This is a genomic window from Labrys sp. WJW (assembly GCF_001676615.1).
Taxonomy (GTDB): Bacteria; Pseudomonadota; Alphaproteobacteria; order Rhizobiales; family Labraceae; genus Labrys; species Labrys sedimenti.
In genome coordinates this window covers 1-26,299 of the sequence record NZ_LYXZ01000082.1, presented here as the reverse complement: position 1 = coordinate 26,299, position 26,299 = coordinate 1, and the positions used below count along the sequence as shown (strand labels likewise).

The 26,299-nt window shown below is 65.3% G+C and carries 21 protein-coding genes and 1 pseudogene; 5 read left to right on the top strand and 17 right to left on the bottom strand.

Translation table 11 applies throughout. The features are described from left to right. Positions 1 to 54 precede the first annotated feature (54 nt). Entirely contained in the window at positions 55 to 1,590 is a 1,536-nt protein-coding gene (locus BA190_RS33425) for an ABC transporter substrate-binding protein (RefSeq protein ID WP_068298975.1), read from the bottom strand. Positions 1,591 to 1,726: 136 nt separating this feature from the next. Here BA190_RS33425 and BA190_RS33420 point away from each other — a divergent pair, with 136 nt between their 5' ends. After that, on the top strand, positions 1,727 to 2,506 hold the full coding sequence (locus tag BA190_RS33420) for a potassium channel family protein (protein ID WP_068298972.1): 780 nt from the start codon (positions 1,727 to 1,729) through the stop codon (positions 2,504 to 2,506). Between the two features lie 6 nt (positions 2,507 to 2,512). On the opposite strand, the gene BA190_RS33415 is transcribed toward BA190_RS33420, so the two are convergent. The 5 genes from BA190_RS33415 to BA190_RS33395 are packed head-to-tail and all read right to left on the bottom strand — an operon-like array spanning position 2,513 to position 7,847. Further along, positions 2,513 to 3,511, bottom strand: a complete 999-nt coding sequence (locus BA190_RS33415; RefSeq protein WP_068298971.1) for a carbohydrate kinase family protein — start codon at positions 3,509 to 3,511, stop codon at positions 2,513 to 2,515. Positions 3,512 to 3,551: 40 nt separating this feature from the next. Then, positions 3,552 to 4,754, bottom strand: coding sequence for a PLP-dependent aspartate aminotransferase family protein (locus BA190_RS33410; RefSeq protein WP_068298967.1), 1,203 nt, complete (start codon positions 4,752 to 4,754; stop codon positions 3,552 to 3,554). A 19-nt stretch (positions 4,755 to 4,773) separates the two neighbouring features. Continuing rightward, a complete protein-coding gene (locus BA190_RS33405; RefSeq protein WP_068298963.1) occupies positions 4,774 to 5,610 on the bottom strand; it encodes a carbohydrate ABC transporter permease in 837 nt (278 codons plus the stop codon). 2 nt (positions 5,611 to 5,612) lie between these two features. Then, a complete protein-coding gene (locus BA190_RS33400; RefSeq protein ID WP_068298960.1) occupies positions 5,613 to 6,527 on the bottom strand; it encodes a carbohydrate ABC transporter permease in 915 nt (304 codons plus the stop codon). A 57-nt stretch (positions 6,528 to 6,584) separates the two neighbouring features. Continuing rightward, positions 6,585 to 7,847, bottom strand: coding sequence for an ABC transporter substrate-binding protein (locus tag BA190_RS33395; RefSeq protein WP_245315034.1), 1,263 nt, complete (start codon positions 7,845 to 7,847; stop codon positions 6,585 to 6,587). A 141-nt stretch (positions 7,848 to 7,988) separates the two neighbouring features. Here BA190_RS33395 and BA190_RS33390 point away from each other — a divergent pair, with 141 nt between their 5' ends. Then, entirely contained in the window at positions 7,989 to 8,855 is an 867-nt protein-coding gene (locus BA190_RS33390; RefSeq protein ID WP_082980234.1) for a MurR/RpiR family transcriptional regulator, read from the top strand. Positions 8,856 to 8,866: 11 nt separating this feature from the next. Next, a complete protein-coding gene (locus tag BA190_RS33385; RefSeq protein ID WP_068298957.1) occupies positions 8,867 to 9,547 on the top strand; it encodes a phosphoribosylanthranilate isomerase in 681 nt (226 codons plus the stop codon). Between the two features lie 8 nt (positions 9,548 to 9,555). Here BA190_RS33385 and fhuF read toward each other — a convergent pair whose 3' ends face one another. From fhuF to BA190_RS33330, 11 genes are all read right to left on the bottom strand, one after another. After that, positions 9,556 to 10,254 (bottom strand): siderophore-iron reductase FhuF, encoded by a 699-nt coding sequence (fhuF, locus tag BA190_RS33380; RefSeq protein ID WP_068298954.1) that lies wholly within the window; start codon positions 10,252 to 10,254, stop codon positions 9,556 to 9,558. Then, positions 10,251 to 12,236, bottom strand: coding sequence for a Fe(3+)-hydroxamate ABC transporter permease FhuB (gene fhuB, locus BA190_RS33375; protein ID WP_068298952.1), 1,986 nt, complete (start codon positions 12,234 to 12,236; stop codon positions 10,251 to 10,253). Before fhuB (BA190_RS33375) ends, fhuF begins: the two co-directional genes overlap by 4 nt. Beyond that, positions 12,229 to 13,080 (bottom strand): ABC transporter substrate-binding protein, encoded by an 852-nt coding sequence (locus tag BA190_RS33370; RefSeq protein ID WP_068298949.1) that lies wholly within the window; start codon positions 13,078 to 13,080, stop codon positions 12,229 to 12,231. The genes fhuB (BA190_RS33375) and BA190_RS33370 overlap by 8 nt, the downstream gene beginning before the upstream one ends. A 50-nt stretch (positions 13,081 to 13,130) precedes the next feature. After that, the gene (locus tag BA190_RS33365) at positions 13,131 to 15,563 is read right to left on the bottom strand and encodes a TonB-dependent siderophore receptor (RefSeq protein WP_156771820.1); all 2,433 of its coding nucleotides are present in this window, start codon (positions 15,561 to 15,563) and stop codon (positions 13,131 to 13,133) included. Positions 15,564 to 15,923: 360 nt separating this feature from the next. Further along, positions 15,924 to 16,313 carry a type II toxin-antitoxin system VapC family toxin gene (locus tag BA190_RS33360; RefSeq protein ID WP_245315035.1) on the bottom strand — a complete coding sequence of 130 codons (390 nt, stop codon included), beginning with the start codon at positions 16,311 to 16,313 and terminating at the stop codon, positions 15,924 to 15,926. A gap of 14 nt (positions 16,314 to 16,327) precedes the next feature. Next, positions 16,328 to 16,606, bottom strand: coding sequence for an AbrB/MazE/SpoVT family DNA-binding domain-containing protein (locus tag BA190_RS33355; protein WP_068298944.1), 279 nt, complete (start codon positions 16,604 to 16,606; stop codon positions 16,328 to 16,330). 97 nt (positions 16,607 to 16,703) lie between these two features. Next, positions 16,704 to 17,690 (bottom strand): FecR family protein, encoded by a 987-nt coding sequence (locus tag BA190_RS33350; RefSeq protein ID WP_082980230.1) that lies wholly within the window; start codon positions 17,688 to 17,690, stop codon positions 16,704 to 16,706. A 122-nt stretch (positions 17,691 to 17,812) separates the two neighbouring features. Further along, positions 17,813 to 18,325 carry an RNA polymerase sigma factor gene (locus tag BA190_RS33345; RefSeq protein WP_068298941.1) on the bottom strand — a complete coding sequence of 171 codons (513 nt, stop codon included), beginning with the start codon at positions 18,323 to 18,325 and terminating at the stop codon, positions 17,813 to 17,815. 239 nt (positions 18,326 to 18,564) lie between these two features. Further along, on the bottom strand, positions 18,565 to 20,283 hold the full coding sequence (locus BA190_RS33340) for an ABC transporter ATP-binding protein (RefSeq protein WP_068298938.1): 1,719 nt from the start codon (positions 20,281 to 20,283) through the stop codon (positions 18,565 to 18,567). A gap of 151 nt (positions 20,284 to 20,434) precedes the next feature. After that, complete coding sequence (gene fhuB, locus BA190_RS33335) at positions 20,435 to 22,417, bottom strand: Fe(3+)-hydroxamate ABC transporter permease FhuB (protein ID WP_068298931.1); 1,983 nt, start codon at positions 22,415 to 22,417, stop codon at positions 20,435 to 20,437. After that, positions 22,404 to 23,330, bottom strand: coding sequence for an ABC transporter substrate-binding protein (locus BA190_RS33330; protein ID WP_162275284.1), 927 nt, complete (start codon positions 23,328 to 23,330; stop codon positions 22,404 to 22,406). Before BA190_RS33330 ends, fhuB (BA190_RS33335) begins: the two co-directional genes overlap by 14 nt. A 385-nt stretch (positions 23,331 to 23,715) precedes the next feature. Here BA190_RS33330 and BA190_RS33325 point away from each other — a divergent pair, with 385 nt between their 5' ends. Both BA190_RS33325 and BA190_RS37010 read left to right on the top strand, forming a co-directional pair. Next, positions 23,716 to 25,923 (top strand): TonB-dependent siderophore receptor, encoded by a 2,208-nt coding sequence (locus BA190_RS33325; protein WP_082980227.1) that lies wholly within the window; start codon positions 23,716 to 23,718, stop codon positions 25,921 to 25,923. After that, positions 25,917 to 26,299 (top strand): annotated as a pseudogene (locus tag BA190_RS37010) (tonB-system energizer ExbB); the annotation flags it as partial. The gene BA190_RS33325 and the pseudogene BA190_RS37010, both read left to right, overlap by 7 nt.

The window sequence follows — 26,299 nt, the reverse complement described above, 5'->3', positions numbered from 1 at the left end:
GGAGTGGACTGGGGTAGGGGTGAGGGGCGGCGCGATTCGACGACGAGAGGCGACTCATTTCTCCAGATAGACATTCCAGAAGGCCGGCCAAGGCGAAGGCTCGAAGCCCTTGAGCTTGGACGACTTGGCCGAGAGGGCGCTGAAGTCGCCGATCTTGACGATCGGGGCCTCGGTAATGATCAGCTCCTGCACGCGCTGCCAGCGCTTGACCCTCTCGGTGGGGTCGGACGTGGCGTTGAGGGCCTCGACCGCTGCCCGGCTGTCGGGCGTATCCCACCAGCCGACCGAGGCTGGCGCCAGGATATTGATCAAGGCGGGTTCGGGCAGGAAGGGGCTGTGGGTGATGAAGATGTCCCAGGAGGCGGGGTTCTGGATCTGCTGCACCAATGTCGCCCAGTCGACCACGTCCATCTTCACCTTGAAGCCGGCGAGCTTGAGATATTCGGCGGCGACCTGCGCCATCTTGTAGTGGAACTCATATTGGCGGCTGGTGAGGATGCGCAGCGGCACCTCCTCGCCGAGGCCCGCCTTCTTGAGCTCTGCCTTGGCCTTTTCGGCATCGGCGACATCGTAATTGCCTTCGACGCCGGCATTGGTGCGCCAGGGATAGCCCTCGGGATACATGGCGCCGTCGACGGCGTAGAATTTGGTGTCGCCGAAGGCAGCCGCCAGCATGTCGCTCTCGCTGAGCGCGAGCTGCACCGCCTTGCGCACGCGCATGTCGGCAAGGACGCCCTGCTTGGCGTTCATGCGGATCATCGGCCAGCCGAAATGCTCCAGAAGCACCGGCTCCGACTTGCCGGCCTTGATCTTGTCGAATTGCTCGACGGGCAGCGAATCCGCATAGCCGAACTGACCCGAGACAGCACCCTCGACGCGGGTGTTGGGATCAGGCACGGGCACGAAACGGATCTCGTCGAGATATTGCTTGCGTGCGCCGCCATAACCATCCGGCTCGCCGTCGCGCGAGCGGTAGCCCTCGAACCTGACGAGTTGGATATATTGGTCGGGCTTGCGCTCCTTGAGCTTGTAGGGGCCGGTGCCGATGACCTGCTTTAGCGGTACGTCCTGGTCCTCGGACGGCAGGATCACCGCCGCCGAATTGTTGAAGGCGAGCAAAGCGGGAAGTGGCGAATAGGGCTGCTTGAGTGTGATGCGCACCGTCAACGGGTTGACAGCCGCGATCTCGGCGACATTGGGGGCGACCTGCTGGCCGCGGGAGGCTACGGTCAGCCAGCGCTTGAGCGAGGCGACGACATCGGCCGAATCCATCGCGCTGCCGTCATGAAAGGTGATGCCCTGGCGCAGCTTGATGTCATAGATCTTGCCGTCCGGGCTTACCGTGGGCAGCGCCTCGGCCAGCAGCGGTGCGACGTTCCAGTTGCGGTCGAAGGTGAACAGGGTCTCGAAAATGTGCTGGCCGACCATGCCGACGATGTCGGTGGCGCTTGCCATCGGGTCGAGCGTCGGCGGTTCGCCGATGGTGGCGACGTCGATGACGCCGCCCCTGGCCGGCTCGGCCGCTGCCGGTCTGGATACTGGCAACAGGAGCACAGCAAGGACTGCGGCCAGACTGAGGGCGCGCTTCATGGATCCTCCCAATGATACATAATTATGTAATATATATCTTATTTAGGGACTATGGTTGCATCCTCTCCGGAGCACGTCAAGATGCAGGGGTTGCGTCGCGCCCGAAAAGCAGGCGCCAGGAGCAGGCGGGAGGCACATGGCTGAGGGGAATAGCGGCATGATCGCGCTGGGAGAGATCCGCCGAACACTCAGGGGGCTGTATTTCGGCTCAAGCAGGAGGGCGATCGGTTTTCAGATCATCCGCTTCATCGTCGATGTCGCCATCCTCGTCTTCTTCATCGCCGGCCCGGGTCTGAAGAACGAAGCCCTCTATGCGATCATCAATGCCGCCGTGGTGGCGATCATCGCGGTCGAACTCGTGGCCAGCGCCATCGTCGCATCCAGCCTCAGGAACTGGATTGTGCGGCCGATGACCTGGATCGATCTGATCATTCTCGCCACTTTCCTGGTGCCGGCCTTCTCCAACCTGTTCCTGCGGGCGCTGCGCATCTGGTCGCTCAGCAAGAGCAATCTGTTCAAGCTGGCGCTGCGCAAGACGGGCTATCGGCACATGGAAGACACGCTGCGCGCCGGAATCGACCTAGTGGTGTTCCTCTTCCTGCTTTCCAGCTTCGTCTACACGGTGTTCTACGGGCATGGTGCCGACGAATATGTCCAGGCCCTCTATTTCACCGTCGCCACGGTGACGACGACCGGCTTCGGCGACGTCACCTTGCCCGGCAATCTCGGCAAACTGACCTCCATCGTCGCCATGATCATCGGCGTGTCGCTGTTCGTGCGCCTGGCACAGGCGATCGTGCGGCCGCACAAGGTGAATTTCAGCTGCCCCCAATGCGGGCTCTCGCGGCACGAGGCGGATGCCGTTCACTGCAAGGCTTGCGGCCATGTCCTGAACATCCCGGATGATGGGGAGTAGGGGTGTTCAGCCCCGGTCGGTGGCTGTCGTGAGGAGGGTTGTGATCCTGCCGGCCGGCGACGGCTCGACATCCATGTTTCCGATCAGCGCCGCCAGGTTCTGGCGTCCGACAGCGCCGGCTCCCGAGCCGACGGCCGTGGTCGCCAGGGCGCCGGCGGCATTGGCAAGGGTGCTGGCGCTGGCCGGCGACAGGCCGTTGACGATGCCGAAAATATAGCCCGCGGCAAAAGCATCGCCCGCGCCGGTCGTATCGATGGCGTTGACCTCGGCGGCAGGCGAAACGTGCGTGTGCTGCCGGCTATGGACGAGAGATCCCAGAGCGCCGCGCTTGACAACGATCTGCCTGGCGCCGGCCTCGAGCAGGCACCCCGCCGCCTTGTCGAGAGCCGCGCCGTTGCCGGCCTGGGCGAGGAGACACGCATCGGCCTCGCCCAGGAACAGGGTGTCGATTGCCGGCAAAAGAGGGAGGACCGTCTCCTTGATCGTGCCGGTGATGCCGGCCGGGATGTCCAGGCTGACGGCAATTCCTGCTGCCCCGGCGAGTTCGAGCGCGCGGAGCGCGGCCTCGCGCTGCGGCGCCTGCAGCAGGGCATAGCCCGACAGGTGCAGAAGAGCCGTGCCGGCCAGGGCGGCCGGATCGACCTCCTCCGCGGCGAGGCGGGCATTGGCGCCGCGATAGGCGAACATGGTGCGCTCTCCCCCGGCGCTGACGATCACGATATTGAGCTGGGTCGGTTCGGCCTCGTCGCGCCGAACCCAGCGCGTTTCGACGCCTTCGCGTTGCATCGCGGCCAGGCACCAGTCTCCCCAATTGTCCTTGCCTGTCTTGCCGATGAAATGCACCGGCAGGCCGAGACCTGCCAGGATCCTGGCGGTATTGGCGCCGGAACCGCCGAGGCCATGATTCTGGCGTTCGGCGATGCCTTCCCCGCCTTCCGGCGGATAGGCCGGAACCTGGAGCGTCAGGTCGACATTGATATCGCCGAGGACTGCGACTGCCGGCACGGTGCCTCCTCTGCTTCCGTCATCGGGCGATGGTATCGGCTTAGACCCCGACATGCATCTGGTCGATCGCCTGAGCGACGTCGGCGATGATGTCGTCGGCATGCTCGATGCCGACCGAGAAGCGCACCAGGCCATCGACGATGCCCATGGCCTGGCGCTCCTGGGAGGGGATGTCGAGGAAGGCCATGGTGCCCGGCATCTGCGTGGTGGTGCGCAGGCCCCCGAGGCTGGCGGCGAAGGAGCACAGCTTCAGCCGCTTGAGCAGGCGCACGCCATGCTCCTCGCTCTCCACCTGGAAGGACAACATCGCCCCGAAATTGCGGAGCTGTTCCTGGGCCGAGGCATGGTTGGGATGCGAGGGCAGGCCCGGATAGAACACGCGCTTGACCTTGTCGTGTCCCTCCAGATAGCGGGCGAGGGCGGCCGCATTGGCGCACTGCTTTTCGAGCCGGAGCGCCAGGGTCTGCGCCCCGCGCAGCAATAGCCACGCATTGAAGGGGGAGAGCGGCGCGCCGAGCTTGTTGAGCGTATTCCAGCGCACGTCCTCCAGCCAGTCCTTGGGCAGGATCTCGGATTTGAGCGTGATGATGCCGCCGACGGCATCGTTGTGGCCGCCGATGAACTTGGTGGCGCTCTCCACCACCACGTCGACGCCGAAGGCGTGCGGCTGGCACACGGCGGGGCTGGCGAAGGTGTTGTCGCAGATCACTGCGATGCCGCGGCTGTGGGCGAGCTCCACCAGCTTGCGCATCGGCGGCACCTTCATGGTCGGGTTCGCGAGCGCCTCGAAATAGAGCACCTTGGTCTTGTCGGTGAAGGCACGCTCGACCTGGACGGGGTCGGTGGTGTCCACGAAGCTGACGGTGATGCCGAAATCGCCGATGCGATGGTCGAAGAATTCGTGGGTGCTGGAATAGGTGGTGAGGTCGGTGACGATGTGGTCGCCGGCCTTGAGGATACCGAACAGAGCGTGGGAGATCGCGGCCATGCCCGAGGCGGTGGCGAGGCAGGCATCCGCGCCGGTCAACTGCGCCAGATGTTCCTCGAGCTTGTACTCGGTGGGATTGCCGCAGCGGCTGTAGATGTTCACTTCCTTGCGCGCGCCGGCCACGATCTGGTCGTAGATGTCGCCGGCATATTGGAAGTTGGCCGACATGTAGATGGGATAGCTGATCGATTGCGATTCCGGCTCGGGCGCGTAGAACACGGCGCGGCTGGCGAAATCGAGCTCTTTGGACGACATGCGGGCACTCCTTGAGGTGTCATTCCTTGACGGCGCCGCCGGTCAGGGCGGCGGTGATCTGGCGTTCGAACAGGACGAAAAGGACGAGCGGGGCGAGGGCGGCGATGAAGATGGCGGCCAGCATCACCGGATAGTTGGTGATGTGCTCGCCGACGAAATCGGCAAGGCCGACCGGCAGCGTCTTCTTGGCCGGCGTGTTGATGAAGACGAGCGGGAAGAGGAAGTCGTTCCACACCCAGATCATGTTGACGATCGCGGCTGTGAACATGGCCGGCCGGGCGAGCGGCACCGCGATGCGCCAGAAGATGCCGAATTCACTGCAGCCGTCGATGCGTGCCGCATCCATCAGTTCACGCGGCAGCGTGACGAAGAAGGCGCGCATGATGAACAGCGTCACCGGCACGTTGAAGGCCGCCGTCGGCAGGATCACGCCGAGATGGGTGTCGAGCAGGCCCATCGTGCGCAGCACCACCACCAGCGGCACGAGTGCGACATAGGCAGGGATCGCCATGGCGACCATCAGCCCGGCCTCGACGCCGGCCAGCCAGCGTGGGCGGTAGATGGCGAGCCCATAGCCGCCGGCCGTGGCGGCGGCGACGGCCAGGAGGGTCGAGCCGGCCATCACGATGAGCGAGTTCAGGGAATAGGTGCCGAGCGCGCCGTTGCTCCAGGCCTGCGCGAAGGCGTCCAGGCTCGGGGCCGACGGCAGCGACCATACCGAGCGCATGAACTCCTTGTTGGTCTTGAGCGTGCTGTAGGCCATCCAGGCGAAGGGCGACACCACGATCGCCACATGGAGCGACAGGAAGGCGAGGACGCCGAGGCGCGCCGGGCTCCAGCGGGACAGGGCCGGCATGCTCACGCCTCCCTGCCGGCGGCGCTGCTGCGCAGGGAGCGGAAGACGATGAAGGCGCCGATCGCGGTGAGCAGCATCTGGGCAAAGCCGATGGTGGCGGCATAGCCCATCTCGAAGGCGTTGAAGCCGACCTTGTAGAGATAGGTGGAGACGACCTCGCTGGCGTGGTTGGGGCCGCCATTGGTGAGCACGAAGACCAGGGAGAAGGTCTTCAGCGAGCCGATGACGCAGAGCAGGACATTGGCGCGCAGCGTATCCCACACCATGGGCAGGGTGACCGAGACGAAGCAGCGCCAGTGGCCGGCCCCGTCGAGCTCCGCCGCCTCGAACACGCTTTCGGGCACGTTGCGGATGGCCGCGACGAACAGCAGCACATAGAGGCCGAGATAGGTGAAGCTCATCACCGCCACCACCGCCGCGAAGGCGGTGGAGGACTGGCCGAGCCAGCCCGAGGCCAGGCTGCCGAGGCCGAGCGCCTTCAGCCCGGCATTGAGCAGGCCGAAATAGGGATTGTAGATGAAGCGCCAGAGCAGGCCGATGCACACTTCGCTGACGATCACCGGGACGAGATAGAGAAACAGGAAGAAGCGCCCGACTTCGCCGACGATGCGCACCAGGCAATAGGCGACGAGAAGGGCGAGCAGCACCTGCAGGACGATGGCCGAGACAGCCACGGCGAGGTTGCGGGCCAGCGCCGCCCAAAAGAAGCCGTCACCGGCCAAGCGAACGAAATTGTCGAGGCCGACGAAGACCGGGGCGGCCGAGCCGTTCCACTGGTAGAAGGACAGCACGCCCGAATGCAGCACGGGATAGGCGACGAAGAGCCCGACCAGGATCAGCGTCGGCAGCAGGAAGGCGAATGCGTAGCGTGCATCGCGACTTGCCGACGGGTCCTTTCCTGCTTGCCGAGATGCCATGGAACACTTCTTTCCTTGCCGGAAGGCGCTGCTATGGACTGCGCCTCGGGGCGGGGCCTATTTCGCCTTCAGGGCCTCTTCCACGCGCTTGGCGGCATCGGCCGGCGCGACAGAGCCGTCGAGCACGCCCTGGAGCGAGGTGTAATAGGCGTCGGTTCCCTTGGGCGGCATGGCGGTGTCGTAGAAGGGATCGAGCTTGCCGGCCTTGCTCATCAGGTCGTTGCTGATGGCATAGAGCACCGGTCCCGCGGCCACCTCAGTGGTGGCGCCCTTGACGGTGACCATGGTCTTGCGCAGCTCGACATATTTGGTCATCACCGCCGGAGAGGTGAGGAAGCGCAGCAGCGTCACCGCGTCCTTCTTGTTGGCGGTCTTTTCGGCGATGCCGAAGGCGGCCGCGACGCCGCCCAGCACGTCGCCGGGATTGCCCTTGCCGCCGGCCACGCTCGGGAAAGGGAAGAAGCCGAGCTCGAAGCCCTCAGGCGCGTCGGCGGAGGCGCCGATCTGCCAGGTGCCGTTGAGCATCATCGCGGCCTGGCCGTTGAGGAAGAGCATATTGGCTTCCTGGTCGCTCATGCCGTTGAAGCCGACCGGGAAATAGCCCTTGGAGGACAGGCTGGCGATGCGGGTGAAGGCCTCGGTGGCCTCCGGGCCGAGGGCGATGTCGGCCTTGCCGGCCACGATGTCGGACACCAGGCCCGAGCCCTTCAGGCGCATTTCGAGATATTGGAACCAGAAGGTGGCCGGCCAGGAGTCCTTGTTGCCCAGTGCCATCGGCACCAGGCCGTCAGCCTTGATCTTCTCGCACAGGGCCAGGAATTCGTCGTAGCTGGCGGGAACCGTCCAGCCCTTCTCGGCGAACAGGGCCTTGTTGTACCAGAACACGGCGGCATCGATGTCGATCGGCACGGCATAGCTGTGCCCGCCGATGCTGGTCTGGGCCAGGGCCGTCGGCAGGAAGCTCTCGCCCCAGCCATCCCTAGCGAGATCCGCGTCGAGGGCGTACATCTGGTGGCCGGCCACGAAGGCGCCGAGGAAGCCGCCGGGCAGGGTGTAGAACACGTCGGGCGGGTTGCCCGAGGCCATGGCGGTGTTGAGCTTGGTCTTGTAGGCCGACTGTTCGGCCGCCACCACGTTGAGCTTGATGTCGGGGTGGGCCTTGGCGAATTCGTCCAGGGCATAGGTGATGAAATCGACCTTGTCCTTCTGCCCCGAATAGGCGTGCCAGAAGGTCAGCTCACCGGCGAGTGCCGACAGGTTCATCGCCAAGGACGCGGCCAGGGACGCGGCAACCCCGAGTGCGAATGCGCGCAAACGCATGTCTTCAATCCTTCCCCACCGGTTTCGAATGCTCGGCTTGATTGATGCAGTGGTGCCACATTGAAGTTATAATGTCTACAGTGGCACCACAAACAAGGTCGTGCTAGAAGCTGGACGGCGAGTGCAAGATTCGAGGCGGGCATGATCGATCAGGCCAAGAATGCGGCGGGGGGGCAGGCGGCGAGCCGACTGCGCAGCGCATTGCCGGCGCTTTCCGACTCGGAGCGGCGCGTGGCGCTGTGGGTCCTCGACCATGTCGATCTGGCGATCCGCCAATCCATGTCGGCCATCGCCCAGACGGTCGAGGTCAGCGATACCACGGTCCTGCGCATGTGCCGTACCGCGGGCTTTGCCGGCTTCACCGATCTCAAGCTCGCTCTGGTCCGCGATACCGGCGAACGCTCGGCTGCCAGGCCCGACGACGGCATGGCCGGCGCCGACGGCGATCTCGGCTGGGCCAAACGGGTATTCAACGCCAACATCCAGGCTGTGAGCGACACCTTGTCGATGCTCGACCAGGGCGACTTCGCCCGTGCCCTCGACCTCGTCGCCGGCGCCAGCCACATCCTGATCGGTGGTATCGGTGGGTCGGGTATCGTGGCCCAGGCCCTTTATCAGCGCTGCTTTCGCCTGGGCCTGCGTTGCGATGCGCCGGTCGATTCGCAGCTCCAGCTCATGCATGCCTCGCTGCTCGGGCCAGGCGACCTCGCCGTGGCCATTTCCTATTCCGGCATCACCAACGATCCCGTGCTCCTCCTGCAGGAAGCCAGGACGCAGGGCGCTTCGACCCTGTGCATCACCGGCAACCGGCGCTCGCCTTTGGCGCGCCTTGCCGACGTCGTCCTGGTCAGCGTCTCCCATGAACTGCGCAGCGAGCCGATGGCCGCCCAGATCGCGCAGCTGACGCTGGTCGATGCCCTCTATGCCGCCCTGGTCGCGCGTGCGCCCGACACGGCCCAGCTCAACGAGGAGCGCATGGTCAACGCCATCCTCCCCAAATCCATCTGAACAAGGCCATCATGAAAGTACAGATCTATACGATGCAGACCGCCGCCGAGGCGCTCGAACTTGCTGCGCTCGGCGTCGATTGCCTGGGCGTGACGCCTTCCGATCGCGGCCTTCCCGGCGAGATCAGCAACGAGGCGGCGCGCGAGATCGTCGACGCCCTGGCGGGCAAGGCCACGCGTGTCGCCCTGTCGGTGGAGGCCGATCCTGCGGCGATCGCCGCCATGGTCGATGCCGTCAGGCCCGACGTGCTGCATCTGTGCGGCGATATCGCCAAGGTCACGCCGGAGGTGGTGAAGGCGTTGCGGGGTGCGCTGCTCGCCCGCCATCCGGAGCTGAAGGTCCTGCAGGCGATTCCGATGACCGGGCCGGAGGCGCTCGACCATGCCGCGGCGTTCGAGCCGGTGTCTGATCTCTTCATCCTCGATTCGGTCGCGGCCCATATCGGCGGTATCGGCGCGGCCGGCGTGACGCATGACTGGTCGCTGAGCCGCGAGATCGTCGCGCGCAGCAAGCTGCCCGTCATCCTGGCCGGCGGCCTCGGCCCGGACAATGTCGGCGAGGCCATTCGCGCCGTGCGTCCCTGGGCGGTGGATTCGCTCACCCATACCAACAGCCCGCTGGCCTCGGGCGGCTTTCGCAAGGATCCGGCCAAGGTCGCGGCCTTCGTTGCCGCCGCGCGGGCGGCTGCCTGAGGCAGCCCTCAATCGAGCGGGCAGGTCTTGCAGAGCTTGAGGTCGTCCATGCGATAGCGCAGGCAGCAGATCCGGCGCCTGCGCCCTCTTTCGGCGCTGTAGCGGACGGGCTCGAACAGCGGATTGCTCGTGCCGTCGTCCCAGCGCCGGGTCGCCAGCAACGTCCGGGCCTGGACGATCCCGGCATGGCCGGTGTCCAGGAACGCCTCCAACTCGCCCAGGCTATGCTCGACAATGGTTCCCGCGTTGCTCCACAGTACTTTCTGGGGCAGGGCGCTGGCCCGCGAGATCGCTGCGACCATCGGGACGAGATGGCCGTCGACCAGGGCTGCAAAGCGCTCGCGGACGCTGCTTGGGGTGAGACGGCTTCCCGCATGCGGCAGGCGCAGGGCGGCGGTGCGGCCGTCTTCGGACGGGATCACTCCGATCTCGCCGATTCCAATCGGCAGGCCCCAATCGGCGATGATGTTCGCGGCCAGCACGGGCGGGATCAGGATCGAAAAGTGCCATTTCGACCAGAGCGTCGCCACGGCGATCGGTTCCGGCTTCTGGTAGTTTCCGGCGAAGCGGACCAGGAGAGGTGTGAGATCCGCCCCCTCGACCAGGGCGGTCGCGGGAATGAAGGGGCGGGCGTCGTCTCCGAGCACCAGATTGTCGGCGAGGAAGGCGAGCGGGCCTTGGAAGAGGCTGGCGAGCACGGCCGTCATCGCTTCCAGGATGCCACGATGAAATAGGCGCCGCCCAGGCCCGTGGCGATCAGCCCGGCCGGGATCTGCCAGGGGAAGGCGATGGTCCGGCCCACCCAGTCGGCCAGGACCATCAGCACGGCGCCGACGAGGGCCGAGCCGTAGATCTCGGCCAGCGCCGTCCTGACGCCGAGGAGCCGCGCCAGATGGGGCGCCATCAGGCCGACAAAGCTCAACGGCCCCACGAAAAGGGTGGCGATGCCGGTCAGCACGGATACCACCAGCACAACGGCAAGGCGCGCGCCGGCGATCGGCACGCCGAGCGAACGGCCGACCGGATCGCCGAGCTGTATGAGGCCGATCCAGCGCACCAAGGGCAAGGGCAGCAGCAAGGCAAGGGCCGTTGCCAGGGCAATGGCGCGTGCCTCGGCGGCATCGACCGAATAGGTCGAACCCGACAGCCAGCCGATCACCCGCAGGATCCTGGGGTCCCCGATGACGAGCAGGATCGATAAGAGAGATGCCAGCAGCGCACCGAGGCCCGCCCCGATCAGCAGGAGATGGTCGGGGGCAAAGGCCGAGCGCCGGCCGAGCCAGAGCACGCAGGCCAGGATGGCAAGGCAGGCCAGGCAGGAAATCGCCGCCGTGCCGTAACGGTCGAGGCCCGGCAGGAACAGGGTCGCCACCAGCAGCGTCAGGGCGGTACCCGAGGAGATGCCGAGGAGCTCGGGGCTGGCCATCTCGTTGCGGGTGAGGCGCTGCAGCAGCGACCCCGCCATGGCGAGCATGGCGCCGGCACAGCAGGCGGCCGTGATGCGCGGCAGACGCCAGATCGACAGATCGGCGAGCAGCTTGCCTTGGGCGAACTGCCAGCCGTCGGGCCCGGGGCCGAGCAGGGCGGCGAGGGCGAAACTCATGACGAGGGCGGCACCAAGGCCCCAGAAGACCGGAGCGGTGCCGAGCTGCAATCGCAACGGCTCGCCCGCCGCGGCGAGAGCACTCGTGCCGGCCGGCGCACGTTGCAGCATCCAGAACAGCAAGGGGACGCTGAGGAGCATCACGGTGATGCCGGCCGGAATTTCGATGCCGCCGGCCAATGCCAGCAGGGCCTGGTCGGTCAGCGCCAGCAGGCCGGCGGCAATCAGGGGGGCTGCGATCAAGCGGGTCTGCAGTTGCCTCGCGCCGGCGCCACGGGCGATAGCCGCACCGGCAAGGCCGAGGAAGCCGATCAGGCCGACCGTGCTCGCGACCAGGGCGCTCAGCCCGACGGCGGCCAGGATGGTCGTGCCCCTGACCAGAGAGGTCCGCACGCCGAGGCGCTCGGCACCCTCGATCTGCATGGCCGAGAGCGGGCGCATGAGCAGGATGATCGCCAGCGACACCAGACCGAGCTTCGGCGCCAGGGCCAGCACGGTGCTCCATCCGTTCTGGATGAGGGAACCGGCTTCCCAGATATAGAGATCGCTCAGGGCATCGAAATGGGTGAGCACCAGCATGGTGCCGGCAGCACCGAAGGCGAGCGAAGCGATCAGCCCTATGAGAGTGACTCTGGTCGGCGCGAAATGGGACCGGGCCGAAAGCAGGAGGACGATGGCGGCCACGCCGATGCCGCCGACCAGCGCCGGCAGATCCCAGCTCAGCGACAGCAGGCCGGGAGCCCAGATGATCGAGGCGGCGATGGCGCATTTCGCGCCGGCGAAGATGCCCAGCGTTCCCGGTTCGGCGAGCGGATTGCGCAGCACCTGCTGCAAGACCACGCTGGCCAGCCCGAGCGCACCACCGCTGAGGAGGCCGGCGCAAAAGCGAGGCATCAGCCCGTCCCGGGCCATGATCGCGCGCAGGTCGTCGGCACCGTTCAGCAGGGCCGGCCAGCCGGCAGGTGGAACCTGTCGGGAAAGGTTGAACAGGAACAAGGCCGTGGCCACGCCGAGGAGGATGGCACTGACGATGATCCAGCCGAAGGTCCTGCCTTGGCTGCCGGTGGCATGTCGGGCTTCAGCCATCGTGCGGCAGGCTTTCGGCGAGCTGGCGGGCAAAGCGCATCGCCGAGGCGACGCCGCCATTGGGATAGATCACCGGCATCATCGTCAGCCTGTCGGCCTTGACGGCGGGGAGGGCCCGCCAGAGCGGATTGTCGGCAAGCCGGGCAAGGGCATTGCGGGTCTCCGCGCCCCTGTCGAAATGCACGATCCTGGCTTCGGGATCGCCGGCAAGCTGGTCGATGCCGACCGAGATCACGCCCGACCCGTTCACGCGCCCGCGCCAGGCATTGACGAGGCCGAGCCGCGACAGGCTGTCGCCGATCAATCCCGTGCCGCCGAACAGGGCGACCGTGCGGCCGTCCTGGGCAAAGCGGCCGACATAAAGGGATCGGCGGGTTCGCCCGGCGAGAGCGGCGCGTGCCTCGGCGAAGGTCGCCTCCAGCTGCGAAGCGAGGGCCTGCGCTGCCTCCTTCCGGCCGGTCAGTTCCGCGAGCTGGACGAGCAGCCCGATCGCCTGGGCGACGCCGGATTTGCCGGCCGAGGCCGCATCGAGGGGAACCAGCGGCGCGATTTCCCCCAGGCGGCGCAAAGGCCCGGCCTGCCAGGCGGCCATGACGATGGCGTCCGGCCTGATTGCCTGCAGCAGCTCGGCATTGGGCTCCAGCAGGGGCCCGAGGTCCATGACGCCATCGGCAAGCATCGGCTGGGCAACGAGCCTGCGATAGAGCGCGACATTGGCGACGGCCACGGGGCTGACGCCGAGCGAGACGAGAAGCTCGGTCGCCAGCAGGTCCAGCGCGACGAGCCGCGATGGCCCCGCAGCGCGGGCCGGGGCTTCCGTGAGGGCCAGCAGCGGAGCAATCAAGGCGAGACCCAGCAGATCCCGCCGCGTTGCTCCTCGGCGGATGGAGCGCCCTACCATTTATAGGACAGCGTCGCGGTCGCCGTGAGCGGCTCGCCATAGCGGCACCCCGTCGAGCCGGCGCAGGTGTAGAACTTCTTGTTGAACAGATTGCGTGCATTCACCGTCAGGCTGGCGCCGTCCAGCCTCTTGTCGATCACGCCGAGGTCGTAGCTCGCCATGGCATCGACCAGCAGATAATCCGGCACATGGGTCGGCTTGCCCAATATTTCGATGCTGTCGGCGATGTAGGTTTCCCCGACATAGCGCAGCCCGCCGCCGATCTTCAGCCCCCGCACGCCGAGATCGTCGAGCCTGTAGCTTGCCCACAGTGCAGCGGAATGCCGGGGCACCAGATCGACCGGCCGGCCGATCGTGGAAGCCACCGCGCTCTGGAGCGTCTTGCTGTCGGTGAAGGCGTAGCTGGCGACGAGGTCGAGATTGCCGAAGGAGGAATGAGCCTCCAGCTCGATGCCGCGCGAGCGGACCTTGCCGATCTGATAGACGTCGCCGAGAGCGTCGAAGCTGCTGACATTCTGCTGGGTGAGCTCATAGACGGCAGCACTGAGCAGCAGATTGCTGTCCTCAGGCTGGTAGCGCAGGCCCGCTTCGTATTGCAGGCCCTTGTTGGGCTTGAGCGCCGTGCCGGAGACCGAGTCGAGGCCGAGCTGCGGCGCGAAGGACTGGCTGACGCTGACATAGGGGGCGATGCCGTTTTCGAAGCGGTAGACGAGACCGGCGCGGCCGGTGAAGGCGCTGTCGTCCTGATGCGTCTTGGTGCCGTTCAGGTAGTTCACGGTCGTGGCGCGGCTCCAGTCATGGCGCCCTCCGAGCAGCACGGTCAGGTTGCCCAGGCGAATCTGGTCCTGGAGATAGATGCCGAACTGGTCGCTGAGATTATCGCTGCCGCGATCGACGGCATAGTTGATGACGGGGTAGCCTGAGTAGACCGGGTTGTCGACGTTGAGCGGGACGATGCTGCCGCGATAGCGATGCGAGTCGTAGCTGCGGCGGTAATAGTCGAAGCCGGCCAGGAGCGTGTGGCTGAGCGGCCCGGTCTCGAAGGTCTTTTCGATCGAGGTGTCGGCGGTGATGCCGTAGGAGCGCTCGGTGCGGGCGCTGGCCCGCCGCGCGAGCTGGCCGTTGGTGACGGGCAGGAGGCCCGCCTGCATGTAGTCCCAGCGCACGTCCGAATAATAGTAGCGGGCGTTCTGGCGCAGCTTCAGCGTCTCGTCGAAACGATGCTCGAAGGCATAGCCGATCGTATAGGCGTCGCCCACGAAGCGATCGAAGGATTCCTCGCCCAGGAACAGCTTGCGCGGGATGCGCCCGGTGGCGACATCGCTCCAGTAGAGCGGTGTGATGAAGCGCGTATTCACATGCTGGTAGCTCGCCAGGAGCGTCAGCGACGTCGCCTCGTTCGGCTGCCAGGTGATGGCGGGCGCGATATAGACCTTGTCGTCCGGCACATGCCTGACCCAGCTGTCCGCGTCCCGGACCAGGCCGGTCAGGCGATAGCGCAGCGTACCATCGGCCGTCAGCGCATCGGAGAGGTCGAAGGAGGCCTGCTTGCGGTCATAGCTGCCATATTCGAGATTGATCTCGTGCAGGGGCGTCGGTGTCGGGCGTTTGGAGATGGCGTTGATCACGCCACCCGGCGCCAGCTGGCCGTAGAGCACAGAGGAGGCCCCGCGCAGCACCTCGACGCGCTCCAGCCCATAGGGCTCCTGGGAGCTGTCATAGACATTGGATTGCAGCTTCATGCCGTCGCGCAGCATGCCGCCATTGCCGGTGGCGACATCGAAGCCGCGCAGCATGACGTCATCCGTCATGCGGCTGAAGCCCTGCGACTGCATGCCGACTCCCGGCGTATAGGTCAGGACGTCGGCAAGGGAGGCGACCTTCTGGTCCACCATCTGGTCCTTGGTCACCACGGTGACGGATTGGGGCGTCTCGATGATCGGCGTGTCGGTCTTGGTGCCCGACGCACTCTGGCGGGCGACATAGCCCTGCACCGGCCCCCAGGCCGATTGCGCCTGGACGATCACCGGATCGAGTTCGATCGCGTCCGAATTGCCGGCTCCGCCGATGCTTGCGGTGATGTCGGCGGAAAGGACGGTGACGGTGGAAGCATTGCTGAAGCGATAGTTCAGGCCGGAGCCCGTCAGCAGCCTGGCGAGCGCTTGCTGCACCGTCAGGGAACCACGAACCGGGCGGCCGAGCGTCTTGATGGGACTGTTCTCGCGGAACACCACGGAAAGACCGGCAACGCGTCCGATCTCGTTCAGCGCCTGGGGGATCGGCCTTGCCGGAATGTTGAAGGCGAAACGCTGTTGCGCGGGCTGCTCGGCCCGCGCCACCGATACACCTGCGCCTGCCGCCGTCGCAGCCATCAGCATGGCGGCCGCCATCCTGCCGGCCACACGCCTCACGCCATGCCTACTCATCGCAACCCATCCCCTCGATCATCGATCGCCGGCAAAACCGCGGTCTTGGTACCCGCGGTTACCGGCCTCCATGATCTTCACGTTCGAGGGGGCGTTTCACTGAACCCCTTGGCGAAGATTTTTGTTGCCGCAGGAGATTTGGAACCAAAGCCGATCGGGGCAAAGCCCAATGCAGGTCATGTGGGGAGGTAACGCTCCGATTTGTCACAGCCGGGCTTGACCCGGCTATCCAGAAGCCGCGTGCGTAACTGGCAGGTGGGCTGGATTGCCGGGTCAAGCCCGGCAATGACGAAGGTTGTGCCAACTCAAGGAAGCCCAAGTGACCCGCATTGGGACAGGTGTCATCTTTATGAAGACGGGTTATGCCAGCCAATTCTCGAGGACGAGATTGGGAATGCGTGCGAACTCGTCGATATTGGCCGTAACGAGAGGTATCCCCGCCGCGGCGGCATGGGCGGCGATCAGCAAATCATTGGGGCCGATCGGGGTGCCTGCACGTTCGAGGGCGGCCCGGATGTCGGCATAGTTGCAGTCGGCCGGTACGTCGAAGGCCAAAATCGTCAATCGTTGCAGAATGGCTTCGACACGCTCCTGCAGCCTTGTCGAGCCGCGCTTGACGGCCCCAAACCGCAACTCGCATGCGGTTATGATGCTGACGGCAAGGCCATGGTCGCCGATCCCGGAGATATGCTCGGCGGCTTTCCCATCGGGATGGCGAATGAGATCGGACACGATATTGGTATCGAGCATGTAGCGGGCATTGCTCAAAGTTCGATGTCCTTGAGGGGCAACATGCCCTTGTCCACATCGGGAAAGTCGTCCTCCTCGCATAAAGGCGGTTCGCTTGCCCAGCCGGAGAGCAATGTCAGCAGGTCGTTGCCATCCGTTGGGACCGGCTCGAGGATCAGCCTGTCGCCATCGCGCGTGATGCGTACACGATCACCGGGCAGAGCGAACTCGGCCGGGATCCGTACGGCCTGGCTGCGATTGTTCCGAAAGAGCTTGACCTGTTTCGATGGAGGCGAGGGGAGGGGATGTGCCATGGCAGTATCCTCATGCATATGCCATGTATATGCCAAAGACGCGATGGACGCAAATGATGTCCCGGCTTGAGGATCATCTTGATGGCGGGCCATAGTCCTACGGCCGGATGAACACGACGAGTCCACCGGGTAGGGCAGTCATGCGGAAGCCGACGCTGGCCTGCAGGGACTGCAATGCCGCATCCGTATCGGCTAGGCCGAAGCTGCCGGTGACGAGCTGGTCGCCCAGACCCGCGTCGGTGAGGACGATCCTGCCCTGGCGATAGCGCGCGATCTCCTCGATGACGTCGGAGAGCCTGGCCCGGTAGAAGACATAGCGCCCCTTGCGCCAGGCCAGGGCATCCTTGAGGTCGACCTGCTCGATCTCTCCCAGGCCTTGCCTGTCGAAACGAAGGCGCTGGCCCGGTTCGTCCAGCAGGGCTTCGCCGATATGCTCGGCCTTGATGGCGACCTTGCCGCTCTCGAGCGTGACGATGGTGCCGTTCTCGCCGAGGCTGACGTCGAACTGGGTGCCGATATCCCTGATATCGCCATCCGGCACGCGCACGACGAAAGGAGCCTTGCCGGGGGCGACGTCGAAAGAGGCTGTGCCGCGCAGCAGCCTCACCTGCCTTTCCTTCTGGTCGAAGGCCTCGTCGAGCGCGCTGTCGGCGTCGAGAAGCACTTTCGAACCATCGGACAGCGTGATGGCACGCCGTTCGCCGCGGCCGCTGCTGTGATCGGCCATCAGCTTCTGCAGCAAATGAGGGTTCTGCAGCCAGAGCACACCGCCCAGGCCCATGGCCAGCACCAAAGTGGCGGCCGACAGCCGGCGGAAGCTGCGATGCTGGCGCCGGCTCTTGTCGACGGCGTGCAGATAGGGCGCGAGCGCTTCATTTTCCCGGGAGGCGAGCTGGCGGGCGGGTTGCTCGGCTGCCGCCCAGGCCTGCTCCGTCTTGCGAAGGGCATCGGCATGAGCCGGGTCCGAATGGAGCCAATGCTCGAACGCCGCCTGCTCGGCCCGCGACAATCCGCCGAGGCGGCGAACGAACCAATCCCTGGCCTGCTGTTCGACATCCGCTGGTGAGGATTGGGGGGGCGCCATGATCTGTGGCCTCGAAAACCGCTTTTTCGTCTATGGCACCGTGCGATAGAGCGTTTTGCGATTAGACGGAATCATCTCGAATCGCAAAGACGCGTCGAACCAAAGAGCGAGAGCCGGTGGCCTCAGGCCCTGTCCGGGTATGCGTCATCGCTTGCCGTGCAGGCGGCGAGCGCCCGCGCCATGTGCTTTGCCACCGCGCGCTCCGATATGCCCAGGGTTGCCGCGATCTCGACGAAACTATGCCCGTGAATGCGGTTGAGCAGGAAGATGTGGCGCGTCTGCCGGGGGAGCGCTGCGATCGTGTCCTGAAGGGATTGCAGGTTCTGGCGGGCTGAGAGGATTTCGAACGGCGTCGCGGGAGAGGCCGCATATTGGCTCGGCAGCGTGCCTTCCTGCAGGCGCTCATGCCTCGACTCCGACCTCAGATGATCGATCGCCGCATTGCGGGCGCAACGGGTCAGGAACGCCGACGCATTGCCGGTGGTGTCGCTGGTACGCTCCCAGATCCGCAGGAACATGTCCTGGATGAGATCGAGCGCCGCATCCCGGCTCCTGACTCTGCGCCGCAGCGTCCGCTCCAGGCGAGGCCGCTCCGCGGCATAGAGAGCTTCGATGTCGTGGCTGCGGCTGTTCATGGAGCGAAATCTGTGAGCGGGCGGCGATGCTGGGCGAGTGACCAAGCATTATCCAGAAAAGCGGCATCGCTCAATCGAAATGATTTATATGAATTCTAAATTGTACAGATTAATGATATCGATCTGGAGTATACATTGTAATATAGTGTAGTGATTTCGTAAGTATCATGAGATAATTCTTAGTCCAATTCGTTGGGAAGGCAGGCCCAGCCTGTTGCGGGGCCTGTCTTCCCAAGGCGTCAGGCAAATTGCGCCCGGTGCAGCCGTCCATAGATACCGGATTTGTCGAGGAGGTCGCTATGGCGACCCTGTTCGACGATGCCGCCGCCGTCGACGACGAGAATGCGGTCGGCAGTCTTGATCGTTGCCAGGCGATGGGCGATCACCAGCGTGGTGCGCCCCCTGGAGAGTTCAGCAAGGGCCTGCTGGATCGCGAGTTCCGTTTCGGTGTCGAGCGCCGAAGTTGCCTCGTCGAGGATCAGGATCGGCGGGTTCTTCAGGAACATGCGGGCAATGGCCAGGCGCTGTTTCTGGCCGCCCGACAGTTTGACGCCGCGTTCACCGATAAGGGTGTCGAGCCCGTTCGGCAGTGAGGCGATCACCCCGTCGAGCCGGGCGCGGCGGGCCGCCTCGAGGATCTCGTCCTCGCTTGCTTCGAGGCGGCCATAGGCAATGTTCTCGCGGATGGTGCCGCCGAACAGGAAGACGTCCTGCTGCACGATGCCGATCTGGCTGCGCAGCGAGCGCAGGCTGAGGTCGCGGATGTCGATGCCGTCGATGGTGATGGCGCCCTGCGTGACGTCATAGAAGCGGGGCAGGAGCGAGCAGATCGTGGTCTTGCCGGCGCCCGACGGGCCGACGAAGGCCACCGTCTCGCCGGCTGCGATCGACAGATCGAGCTGGGTCAGGATCTGCCGGCCGGGCGTATAGCCGAAGCCGACCTTCTCGTAACGGATGGCACCGGTGAGAGGCGGGGCGGGCCGGGCAGCGGGGCGGTCGGTGATGTCGGGGCGGGTGTCGAGGAAGTCGAGATAGCGGCGGAAGCCGGCAATGCCCTTGGGATAGGTCTCGATCACGGCGTTGATCTTCTCGATGGGACGGAAGAACACGCCGATCATCAGCAGGAAGCCGACGAAGCCGCCATGGCTGAGCTGGCCCGTGAGGACGAAATAGCTGCCGGCGATCATCACGGCAAGCTGGGTCAGCCGCATGCTCAGATAGCTCAGCGAGTTGGAGGCGGCCATCAGCCAATAGGCCTGCAGCTTGGTGCGGCGATAATTGGAATTGTCGCGCGAGAACAGGGCCCGCTCGTGGTCCTCGTTGGCGAAAGCCTGCACCACGCGGATACCGCCGACATTTTCCTCGATGCGGGTGTTGAAGCTGCCCACGCTGTCGTAAAGAGCACCCCAGTTCTTGGTCATGCGGCTGCCATAGCGCAGTGTCACCCAGGCCGTCACGGGCACGACGACGGCCGTGATCAGGGTGAGTTCGACATGCAGGGAGAACATCAGGAGGAAGGCGCCGGCCAGCGTCATCACCGCGATGAACAGGTCCTCGGGCCCGTGATGGGCGATCTCGCCGATCTCCTCCAGGTCCTTGGTGAGCCGGGCGACGAGATGCCCGGTCTTGTTGTTGTCGAAGAAGCCGAAGGACAGCTTCTGCAGATGGTCGAACGCCTTGCGCCGCAGCTCGGTCTCGATGTTGATGCCGAGCATGTGGCCCCAATAGGTCACGATCGCCATCAGGCCGGTATTGACGACGTAGACGGCTAACAGGCCGATACAGGCCAGGGCGATCAAGTGCCATTGTCCCGTCGGCAGCAATGTGTCGATGAAGACCTTGATCGCGACCGGAAAGCCGAGCTCGAGCAACCCCGCTGCAATGGCGCAGGAGAAGTCCAGCAGGAACAGGCCGCGATGGGGACGATAATAGGCGGCAAAGCGTTTGAGTAATTCCATCGTCAGCCAGCAATTTCGATTGATTGGGCGTTGGGGAGGCCAGGCGGGAAATCCCCGGAAGAGCGGGCCGAGCCAAGCGTGGCGTGCTTATACACGCCGGCCGGCGGCAGGGCCATCGTTTGGATGGCAACATTCATTGCACTTTGCCTTCTCAATGCGGCCTGCGCCCGAGCTGCCAGATCAGGTAGGGCAATCCGATCAGGGCGGCCACGACACCGGTCGGCAGTTCGCGGGGGGCGATCAGCGTCCGCGCCAGGACATCGGCGACGACCATGACCAGCGCGCCGATCAGGACCGAGCCGAGGATCTGCGACCAGGCCCGGCGCAAGCCGATGAGGCGCGCCATATGGGGGCCGGCAAGGCCGACGAAGGTGAGCGGACCTGTGGCCATGACCGCGACGGACGTCAGCAGCGAAGCCATGGCCAGGATCGCCAGCCGGCTGGCCTGGACCGGCAATCCGAGGGCCCTGGCTGTGACAGGGCCCATCGGCACGATGTCGAGCCATCGCCTCAGCGCGAGGGCGGAAGGCAGCAGCAAGCCTGCAAAGACCGCCGTCGTCAGGACTTTCGACCAGTCGGCGTAATAGGTCGATCCGGCCATCCAGGCGAGCACCTGTGGCGCGCGCGGATCGCCCAGCGCGAGGAAGGCGACGATGACGACGTCGAGCAGCGCCGAGAGGGCAAGGCCGGTGAGGAGGACCTGGTCTGGGGCAAAGCCGCTACGCCGGCCGACCATCAGCACCAGGAAGAGCGCAAGAAACCCCCCGGCCGCACCGGCGGCGGTATGGGCAGCCAGGCCGGTCGTCTGGCCCAGGATCATCGCCAGGGCCATGCCGAAGGCAACGCCGGTGCCGATGCCGAGAACCTCGGGTGCGGCCAGCGGATTGCCGGATATCCGCTGCAGCAGCAGGCCCGCAGTGGCGAGCATGGCGCCGGCGAGGGCGGCGATCGAGGCGCGTGGGGCTCGCCAGGGCTCGACCAGGGCGAAGTCTGCCGGCGGGATCAGCCGCCAGCCCAAACTGCCATGGCCGATCAGCAGGGCGCCGGCCACAGCCAGGACGAGTAACGCCGCGAGTACAGGCAGGAGCCGGGTCCGGTCACGAGCACCGGTGGCCAGGGAGCGCTGCGTGGAGGGGGGCTCGCTGCGGCGCAAGCGCGGCAGAAGCCAGAGCAGGAGCGGGGCGCCCAGCAGGGCCGTGGCCGCGCCCGTGGGCAGGTCGATGATGCCGGCGGCCTCCAGCAGTCCGACGATGGCGTCGACCGCCAGCACCAGCAGGGCGCCGGTCAAGGGCGCTAGCACCAGCCGGGCAGCAAAACGGCGGGCTCCCGCCAGGCGCGAGATCTGCGGCGCCGCCAGGCCGACGAAGCCGATCACCCCGACATGGGCCGTGATCACCGCCGTGAGCAGGGCCGCGAGAAGGAGGCCGGCGCTGCGCACCAGGCCGAGCGGCACGCCCAGAGCGCGGGCGTTTTCCTCATCCAGGGCGAGCAGTTCGAAGGGGCGCGCCAGCAGGGCGGCAAGGAGGTAGAGCGCGCCGATGGACGGCGCCAGCGCCGCCGGCGCCGACCAGTCCTGCTGCGCCAGCGAACCGCCACCCCACAGGAAGAGGGTGGCGACATATTCCTGGTTGAGAAGGCGTAGCGCAATGGTGAGGGCGCCGCAGAACAGCCCCGCCACGAGGCCGGCCAGTACCAGGGCGACGGATGAGAAGCGATTGCGCGCCGCGCAGGCCATCACGAAACCCAGGGCCAGCAGCGTGCCGGCCAATGCGATCACGGGTCGCCCGAGCATGAGCAGCCCGGGAGCCGCGACGAGCACGACGGTCAAGGCGAGCTGGGAGCCCGCTTCCAGGCCGAGCGTGGTGGGGGAGGCCAGCGGATTGCGCAGGGTCTGCTGCAGCAGGAGGCCGGCCAGGCCGAGCCCTGCGCCGGCCAGAAGCGCGGTGAGCGCGCGAGGCAGGGCCGAGAAATGAAAGACGAGTTGCTGCGGGTCGTCGAGCCGGGGATGGAGCAGGGCGCCCCACCATTGCGGGGCGGGCAATTGCGTCGTCCAGCACCAGGCGGTCAGCACGAAGGCCAGCAGGCCAAGGACCGCATAGGCAAGCAGGGGGCGGTGCGCGTCAGAACCGGGCATTGCCGCCCTCCGCCGCGCGGTTCGCGCTGAAGGCATCGACCAGGAGATGAGCGAAGCGCTGCGCGGCCGTGAGATCGCCGAAGGGCCAGGTTGCGGCAAGCCGCTTGACGCGGCCTTGCCTCACCGCAGGCAGATTGCCCCACAGGCTGTCCGTGTCGGGTGCAAGCGTCACCTCGGTGGGCAACGGATCGACCACTACGATCTCGGCATCGGCGAAGGCGGCGAGCTTCTCCACGCCCGCCAGGGCAAAACCCCAGCCATTGGTCGGCGCGTTCCAGGCATTGGTGAGGCCGAGCCGTTGCAGGGCCCCGCCGAACAGGCTGGAGGGGCCGTAGATGCGCACGAAACGTTTGTCGAGAAACTGGATGACGAGCAGGCGGGGCATGGCCGTGCCTGAGAGGCGCTGGCGCAAGCCCGCAAACTCGGCATCGGCCTGCGCCACGACGGCCTGCGCCTGGGCCTCGCGCCCGACGACCGTGGCCAGCGCGTGGAGCTCGGTTTCGGCGTGGCGAAGGGGATCGCCCGTTCCGGAATAGACCGCTACCTCCCGCGTGGGCGCGATGCGCTGCAGCGCCGGCCGCGCGGCGGCGCCGAGCGGGCTGACGATGATGAGGTCCGGCTTGAGGGACGCTATGGCCTCCAGGCTGGGGGTATCGCGAAGGCCGACATCCGGTGTGCCCTTCGAAAGCGCCGGCTCGCCCACCCAGATGCGATAGAGATCGGCATCGCCCACACCGATGGGATCGATACCCAGCGACCGCACCATGGCCGTCGCCGTCCAGTCGAGCACGACGATGCGCTCCGGCACGCTGGAGGCTTGCGCATGCGCGATGCCCGGAACGAGTACCAGGCAGGCCAGGGCAATGGCGCCGTGGCGCAGGGCTGTCGCAAGGATGGCGGTAGGCTGCTTCACGGCGTCTCCGCACACCAGGCAAGTTCTCCTGGGGCGAGCCCAGGGCTCGACCCAGGAGAACGTGCTGGATTTCAAACTCGGCTTGAGGAAGTGGAGCATCCGCCGGCCGTGACCGGCCGAGGGCGTCCACTTCACCGAAAGGCTCTCAGTTTCTGACAGGGGCGGCTTATGGCACCCGAAATATACGTTATGCAACAGAGAATATTCTTGCTCCTGTGCAGTTTTGAATTCCTATAAATTGTGCAAACCAAAATAAGTATAATGATGTTTGTGTGTGAGTAATTCTATTATAAGTTTGTTTACATGGTAAAGCTTGTTGGTCTAAACGTCTGCCAAATGTCGATGCGGGCTGCTGACGCTGCGCGATATTGTTTCTCTCACTGGGATGGCAGAGGTGATGGACCGGCGGGTTGGAGTTTGCGTCAAGCTGTCCATAGGGACGGCATCGGGCCTGTTGATGCTGGCTGCGGCGACGGCCGCGCGGGCACAGGAGGGAGGCAATGGTGGAACGATTGCGCTTGACCCGGTTGTCGTCAGCGGCGGGACCGGCACGAGCCCGGTGACGGGCTATGTCGCCAAGAAGACCACGGCGGGCTCCAAGACCGACACGCCGATCGAGAAGGTTCCGCAATCGGTGACCGTGATCGGTCGTGACCAGCTGGAAGCGCGCCAGCCCCAGAAGCTCGACGAGGTCTTCTACTACACGCCCGGCGTGACCGGTGCGCCCTATGGTTACGACCCGCGCACCAACTGGGTGTTCATCCGCGGCTTCGATGCCAGCCAGACCGGCATCTTCCTCGATGGCCTGCCGCTCTACCAATATGCCTTCGGCAGCTTCTACATCGATCCCTATGCCCTCGAACGGGTGGAAGTCCTGCGCGGCCCTTCCTCGACGCTCTATGGCGGTGGCAATCTTGGCGGCATTCTCAATCTCGTCTCGAAGCGGCCGACCGACGAGCCGCTGCATCAGATCGAGGCTGGCATCAATAGCTGGGGCCAGGCGACCACGGGTTTCGACCTCGGCGGCAAGATCGACGATGCCGGCGTATGGAGCTATCGCCTGACCGGCCGGATCGCGGGCGGGCGCTACGAAACCGACAAGGCCAAGGGCTTCCAGGGTTTCATCGCCCCCGCTTTGACCTACAAGCCCAATGATGCGACCAGCCTGACGTTGCTGGCCAACTACACCAATATGGATCTCGACCATACTGGCGGGTTCCTGCCCTATTACGGCACGGTGAAGCCGACGCGCTTCGGCCGCATCCCTCGCGATTTCTATTCCGCCGAGCCGTCGGACGACATGTATCGCCGCTCTCAAGCGATGATCGGCTACGAGTTCAAGCACGACTTCAACGATGCCTGGACCTTCAGCCAGAACGTGCGCTACGCCTATCTCGATACGCGCGAGCGCTACGCCTACCCCTATGGCTATGAGGTCCCCGGCTCTCCGACGCCGTGGATACCCTCCCCCGTGCCGGTATCCGACGACAACCAGCTTCATCGCCTAGGTTTTGCGCACCACACCACGGTCAACACCTTCTCGGCCGACAACCGGCTCGAAGGACGGTTCGACACAGGGCCGCTGGCGCATGATCTGCTGTTTGGGCTCGACTACAAATATTATGCCATCAACCAGATGCAGGGGACGTTTACGACCACGCCCCTGAGCGCTACCGATCCGGTCTATGGCACACCGCAGGGCGGGGTGGTGACGCCCTATCTGCGCCAGAAATATACCATGCACCAACTCGGCGCCTATCTACAGGACCAGATCAGCTTCGCCGACAATTGGCTGCTGACCCTGAACGGGCGCTATGACCGAGTTTGGACGGATAGCACCGCCTCGGTCGGCAAGGCCAATTTCAACGGCGTCGAAGGCGCCTTCAGCGGTCGCGCTGGTCTCTCCTACGCCTTTGCCAACGGCATTACGCCCTATGTCTCGATTTCCCGCGGCTTCAACCCGGTGATCGGATCGAATTTTGCTGGCCAACCTTTCAAGTCGGAGACCGGCGTTCAGTATGAGGCAGGCGTGAAATATCGCCCGACCTTCTTCGATGGCCTGATCACGGCGGCCTATTACGACCTCACCAAACAGAATGTGGTGACGCCAGACACCGAACATCTCGGCTTCAGTAACCAGCTCGGCGAGGTGCGCTCGCGCGGCGTCGAATTCGAGGTGCAGGCCAACGTCACCGACGCCCTCAAGATGACGGCCGCCTTTAGCGCCTCGCAGATCCGCATCGAGAAGGACACGGATGCAACCGTGGTCGGAAAACGGCCGAACGTGGTGCCTGAGACCACCGCCTCGCTGTGGGCCGACTACACCTTCCAGGAGGGGGTGCTGCAGAATCTCGGCTTGCAGGGTGGCATTCGCTATATCGGCTCGTCCTATGCCGACAACCAGAACATCTACAAGGTGCCGGCCGTCACCCTCGTCGATCTCGGTATGCACTATAAATACAAGGAATGGGACTTTGCCCTGAACGTGAACAACGTCTTCGACAAGCGTTACGTCGCGGGCTGCTCCGGCATCTATGGCTGCAACTACGGCGCGGGCCGCGTCGCAACTTTGAAGGCCAGCTACACATGGTAGATTTTTGCCGCAACGGGCCGCTGATGGTCCTGGTTTCGCTTGCCTCGATGGCACCGGTTCGGGCCTTTGCCCAGGACGCACAGCCGGCACCGGCGAGCCCGCCGGCCGGCGATCCAGCCGCCGCAGCGGCCAGCATCCTGCCGCATGACCTGTCGCCCTGGGGCATGTTCATGCAGGCCGACGTGGTGGTGAAGGGCGTGATGATCGGCCTTGCCTTCGCCTCGCTGGTGACCTGGACGATCTGGCTGGCCAAGGGCATCGAGTTGCTGCTCGCCAAGCGCCGGGCGCAGACGGCGGCACGCCTGCTCGAAACCGCCGAGAGCCTGGAAGCCGCCTCCCAGACCATCCGGTCGCGCCAGTCCGGCAAGGGAGCCGT

Excerpts from the sequence above, each read along its gene's own strand:
- BA190_RS33400 (WP_068298960.1), bottom strand. The coding sequence starts at position 6,527 with ATGGCATCTCGGCAAGCAGGAAAGGACCCGTCGGCAAGTCGCGATGCA.
- BA190_RS33385 (WP_068298957.1), top strand. The coding sequence starts at position 8,867 with ATGAAAGTACAGATCTATACGATGCAGACCGCCGCCGAGGCGCTCGAA.
- BA190_RS33365 (WP_156771820.1), bottom strand. The coding sequence starts at position 15,563 with ATGAGTAGGCATGGCGTGAGGCGTGTGGCCGGCAGGATGGCGGCCGCC.
- BA190_RS33340 (WP_068298938.1), bottom strand. The coding sequence starts at position 20,283 with ATGGAATTACTCAAACGCTTTGCCGCCTATTATCGTCCCCATCGCGGC.
- BA190_RS33390 (WP_082980234.1), top strand. The coding sequence starts at position 7,989 with ATGATCGATCAGGCCAAGAATGCGGCGGGGGGGCAGGCGGCGAGCCGA.
- BA190_RS33425 (WP_068298975.1), bottom strand. The coding sequence starts at position 1,590 with ATGAAGCGCGCCCTCAGTCTGGCCGCAGTCCTTGCTGTGCTCCTGTTG.
- fhuB (WP_068298931.1), bottom strand. The coding sequence starts at position 22,417 with ATGCCCGGTTCTGACGCGCACCGCCCCCTGCTTGCCTATGCGGTCCTT.
- BA190_RS33395 (WP_245315034.1), bottom strand. The coding sequence starts at position 7,847 with ATGCGTTTGCGCGCATTCGCACTCGGGGTTGCCGCGTCCCTGGCCGCG.
- BA190_RS33410 (WP_068298967.1), bottom strand. The coding sequence starts at position 4,754 with ATGTCGTCCAAAGAGCTCGATTTCGCCAGCCGCGCCGTGTTCTACGCG.
- fhuF (WP_068298954.1), bottom strand. The coding sequence starts at position 10,254 with ATGACGGCCGTGCTCGCCAGCCTCTTCCAAGGCCCGCTCGCCTTCCTC.
- BA190_RS33420 (WP_068298972.1), top strand. The coding sequence starts at position 1,727 with ATGGCTGAGGGGAATAGCGGCATGATCGCGCTGGGAGAGATCCGCCGA.
- BA190_RS33325 (WP_082980227.1), top strand. The coding sequence starts at position 23,716 with ATGGCAGAGGTGATGGACCGGCGGGTTGGAGTTTGCGTCAAGCTGTCC.
- BA190_RS33405 (WP_068298963.1), bottom strand. The coding sequence starts at position 5,610 with ATGCCGGCCCTGTCCCGCTGGAGCCCGGCGCGCCTCGGCGTCCTCGCC.
- BA190_RS33350 (WP_082980230.1), bottom strand. The coding sequence starts at position 17,690 with ATGGCGCCCCCCCAATCCTCACCAGCGGATGTCGAACAGCAGGCCAGG.
- BA190_RS33345 (WP_068298941.1), bottom strand. The coding sequence starts at position 18,325 with ATGAACAGCCGCAGCCACGACATCGAAGCTCTCTATGCCGCGGAGCGG.
- fhuB (WP_068298952.1), bottom strand. The coding sequence starts at position 12,236 with ATGGCTGAAGCCCGACATGCCACCGGCAGCCAAGGCAGGACCTTCGGC.
- BA190_RS33355 (WP_068298944.1), bottom strand. The coding sequence starts at position 16,606 with ATGGCACATCCCCTCCCCTCGCCTCCATCGAAACAGGTCAAGCTCTTT.
- BA190_RS33360 (WP_245315035.1), bottom strand. The coding sequence starts at position 16,313 with ATGCTCGATACCAATATCGTGTCCGATCTCATTCGCCATCCCGATGGG.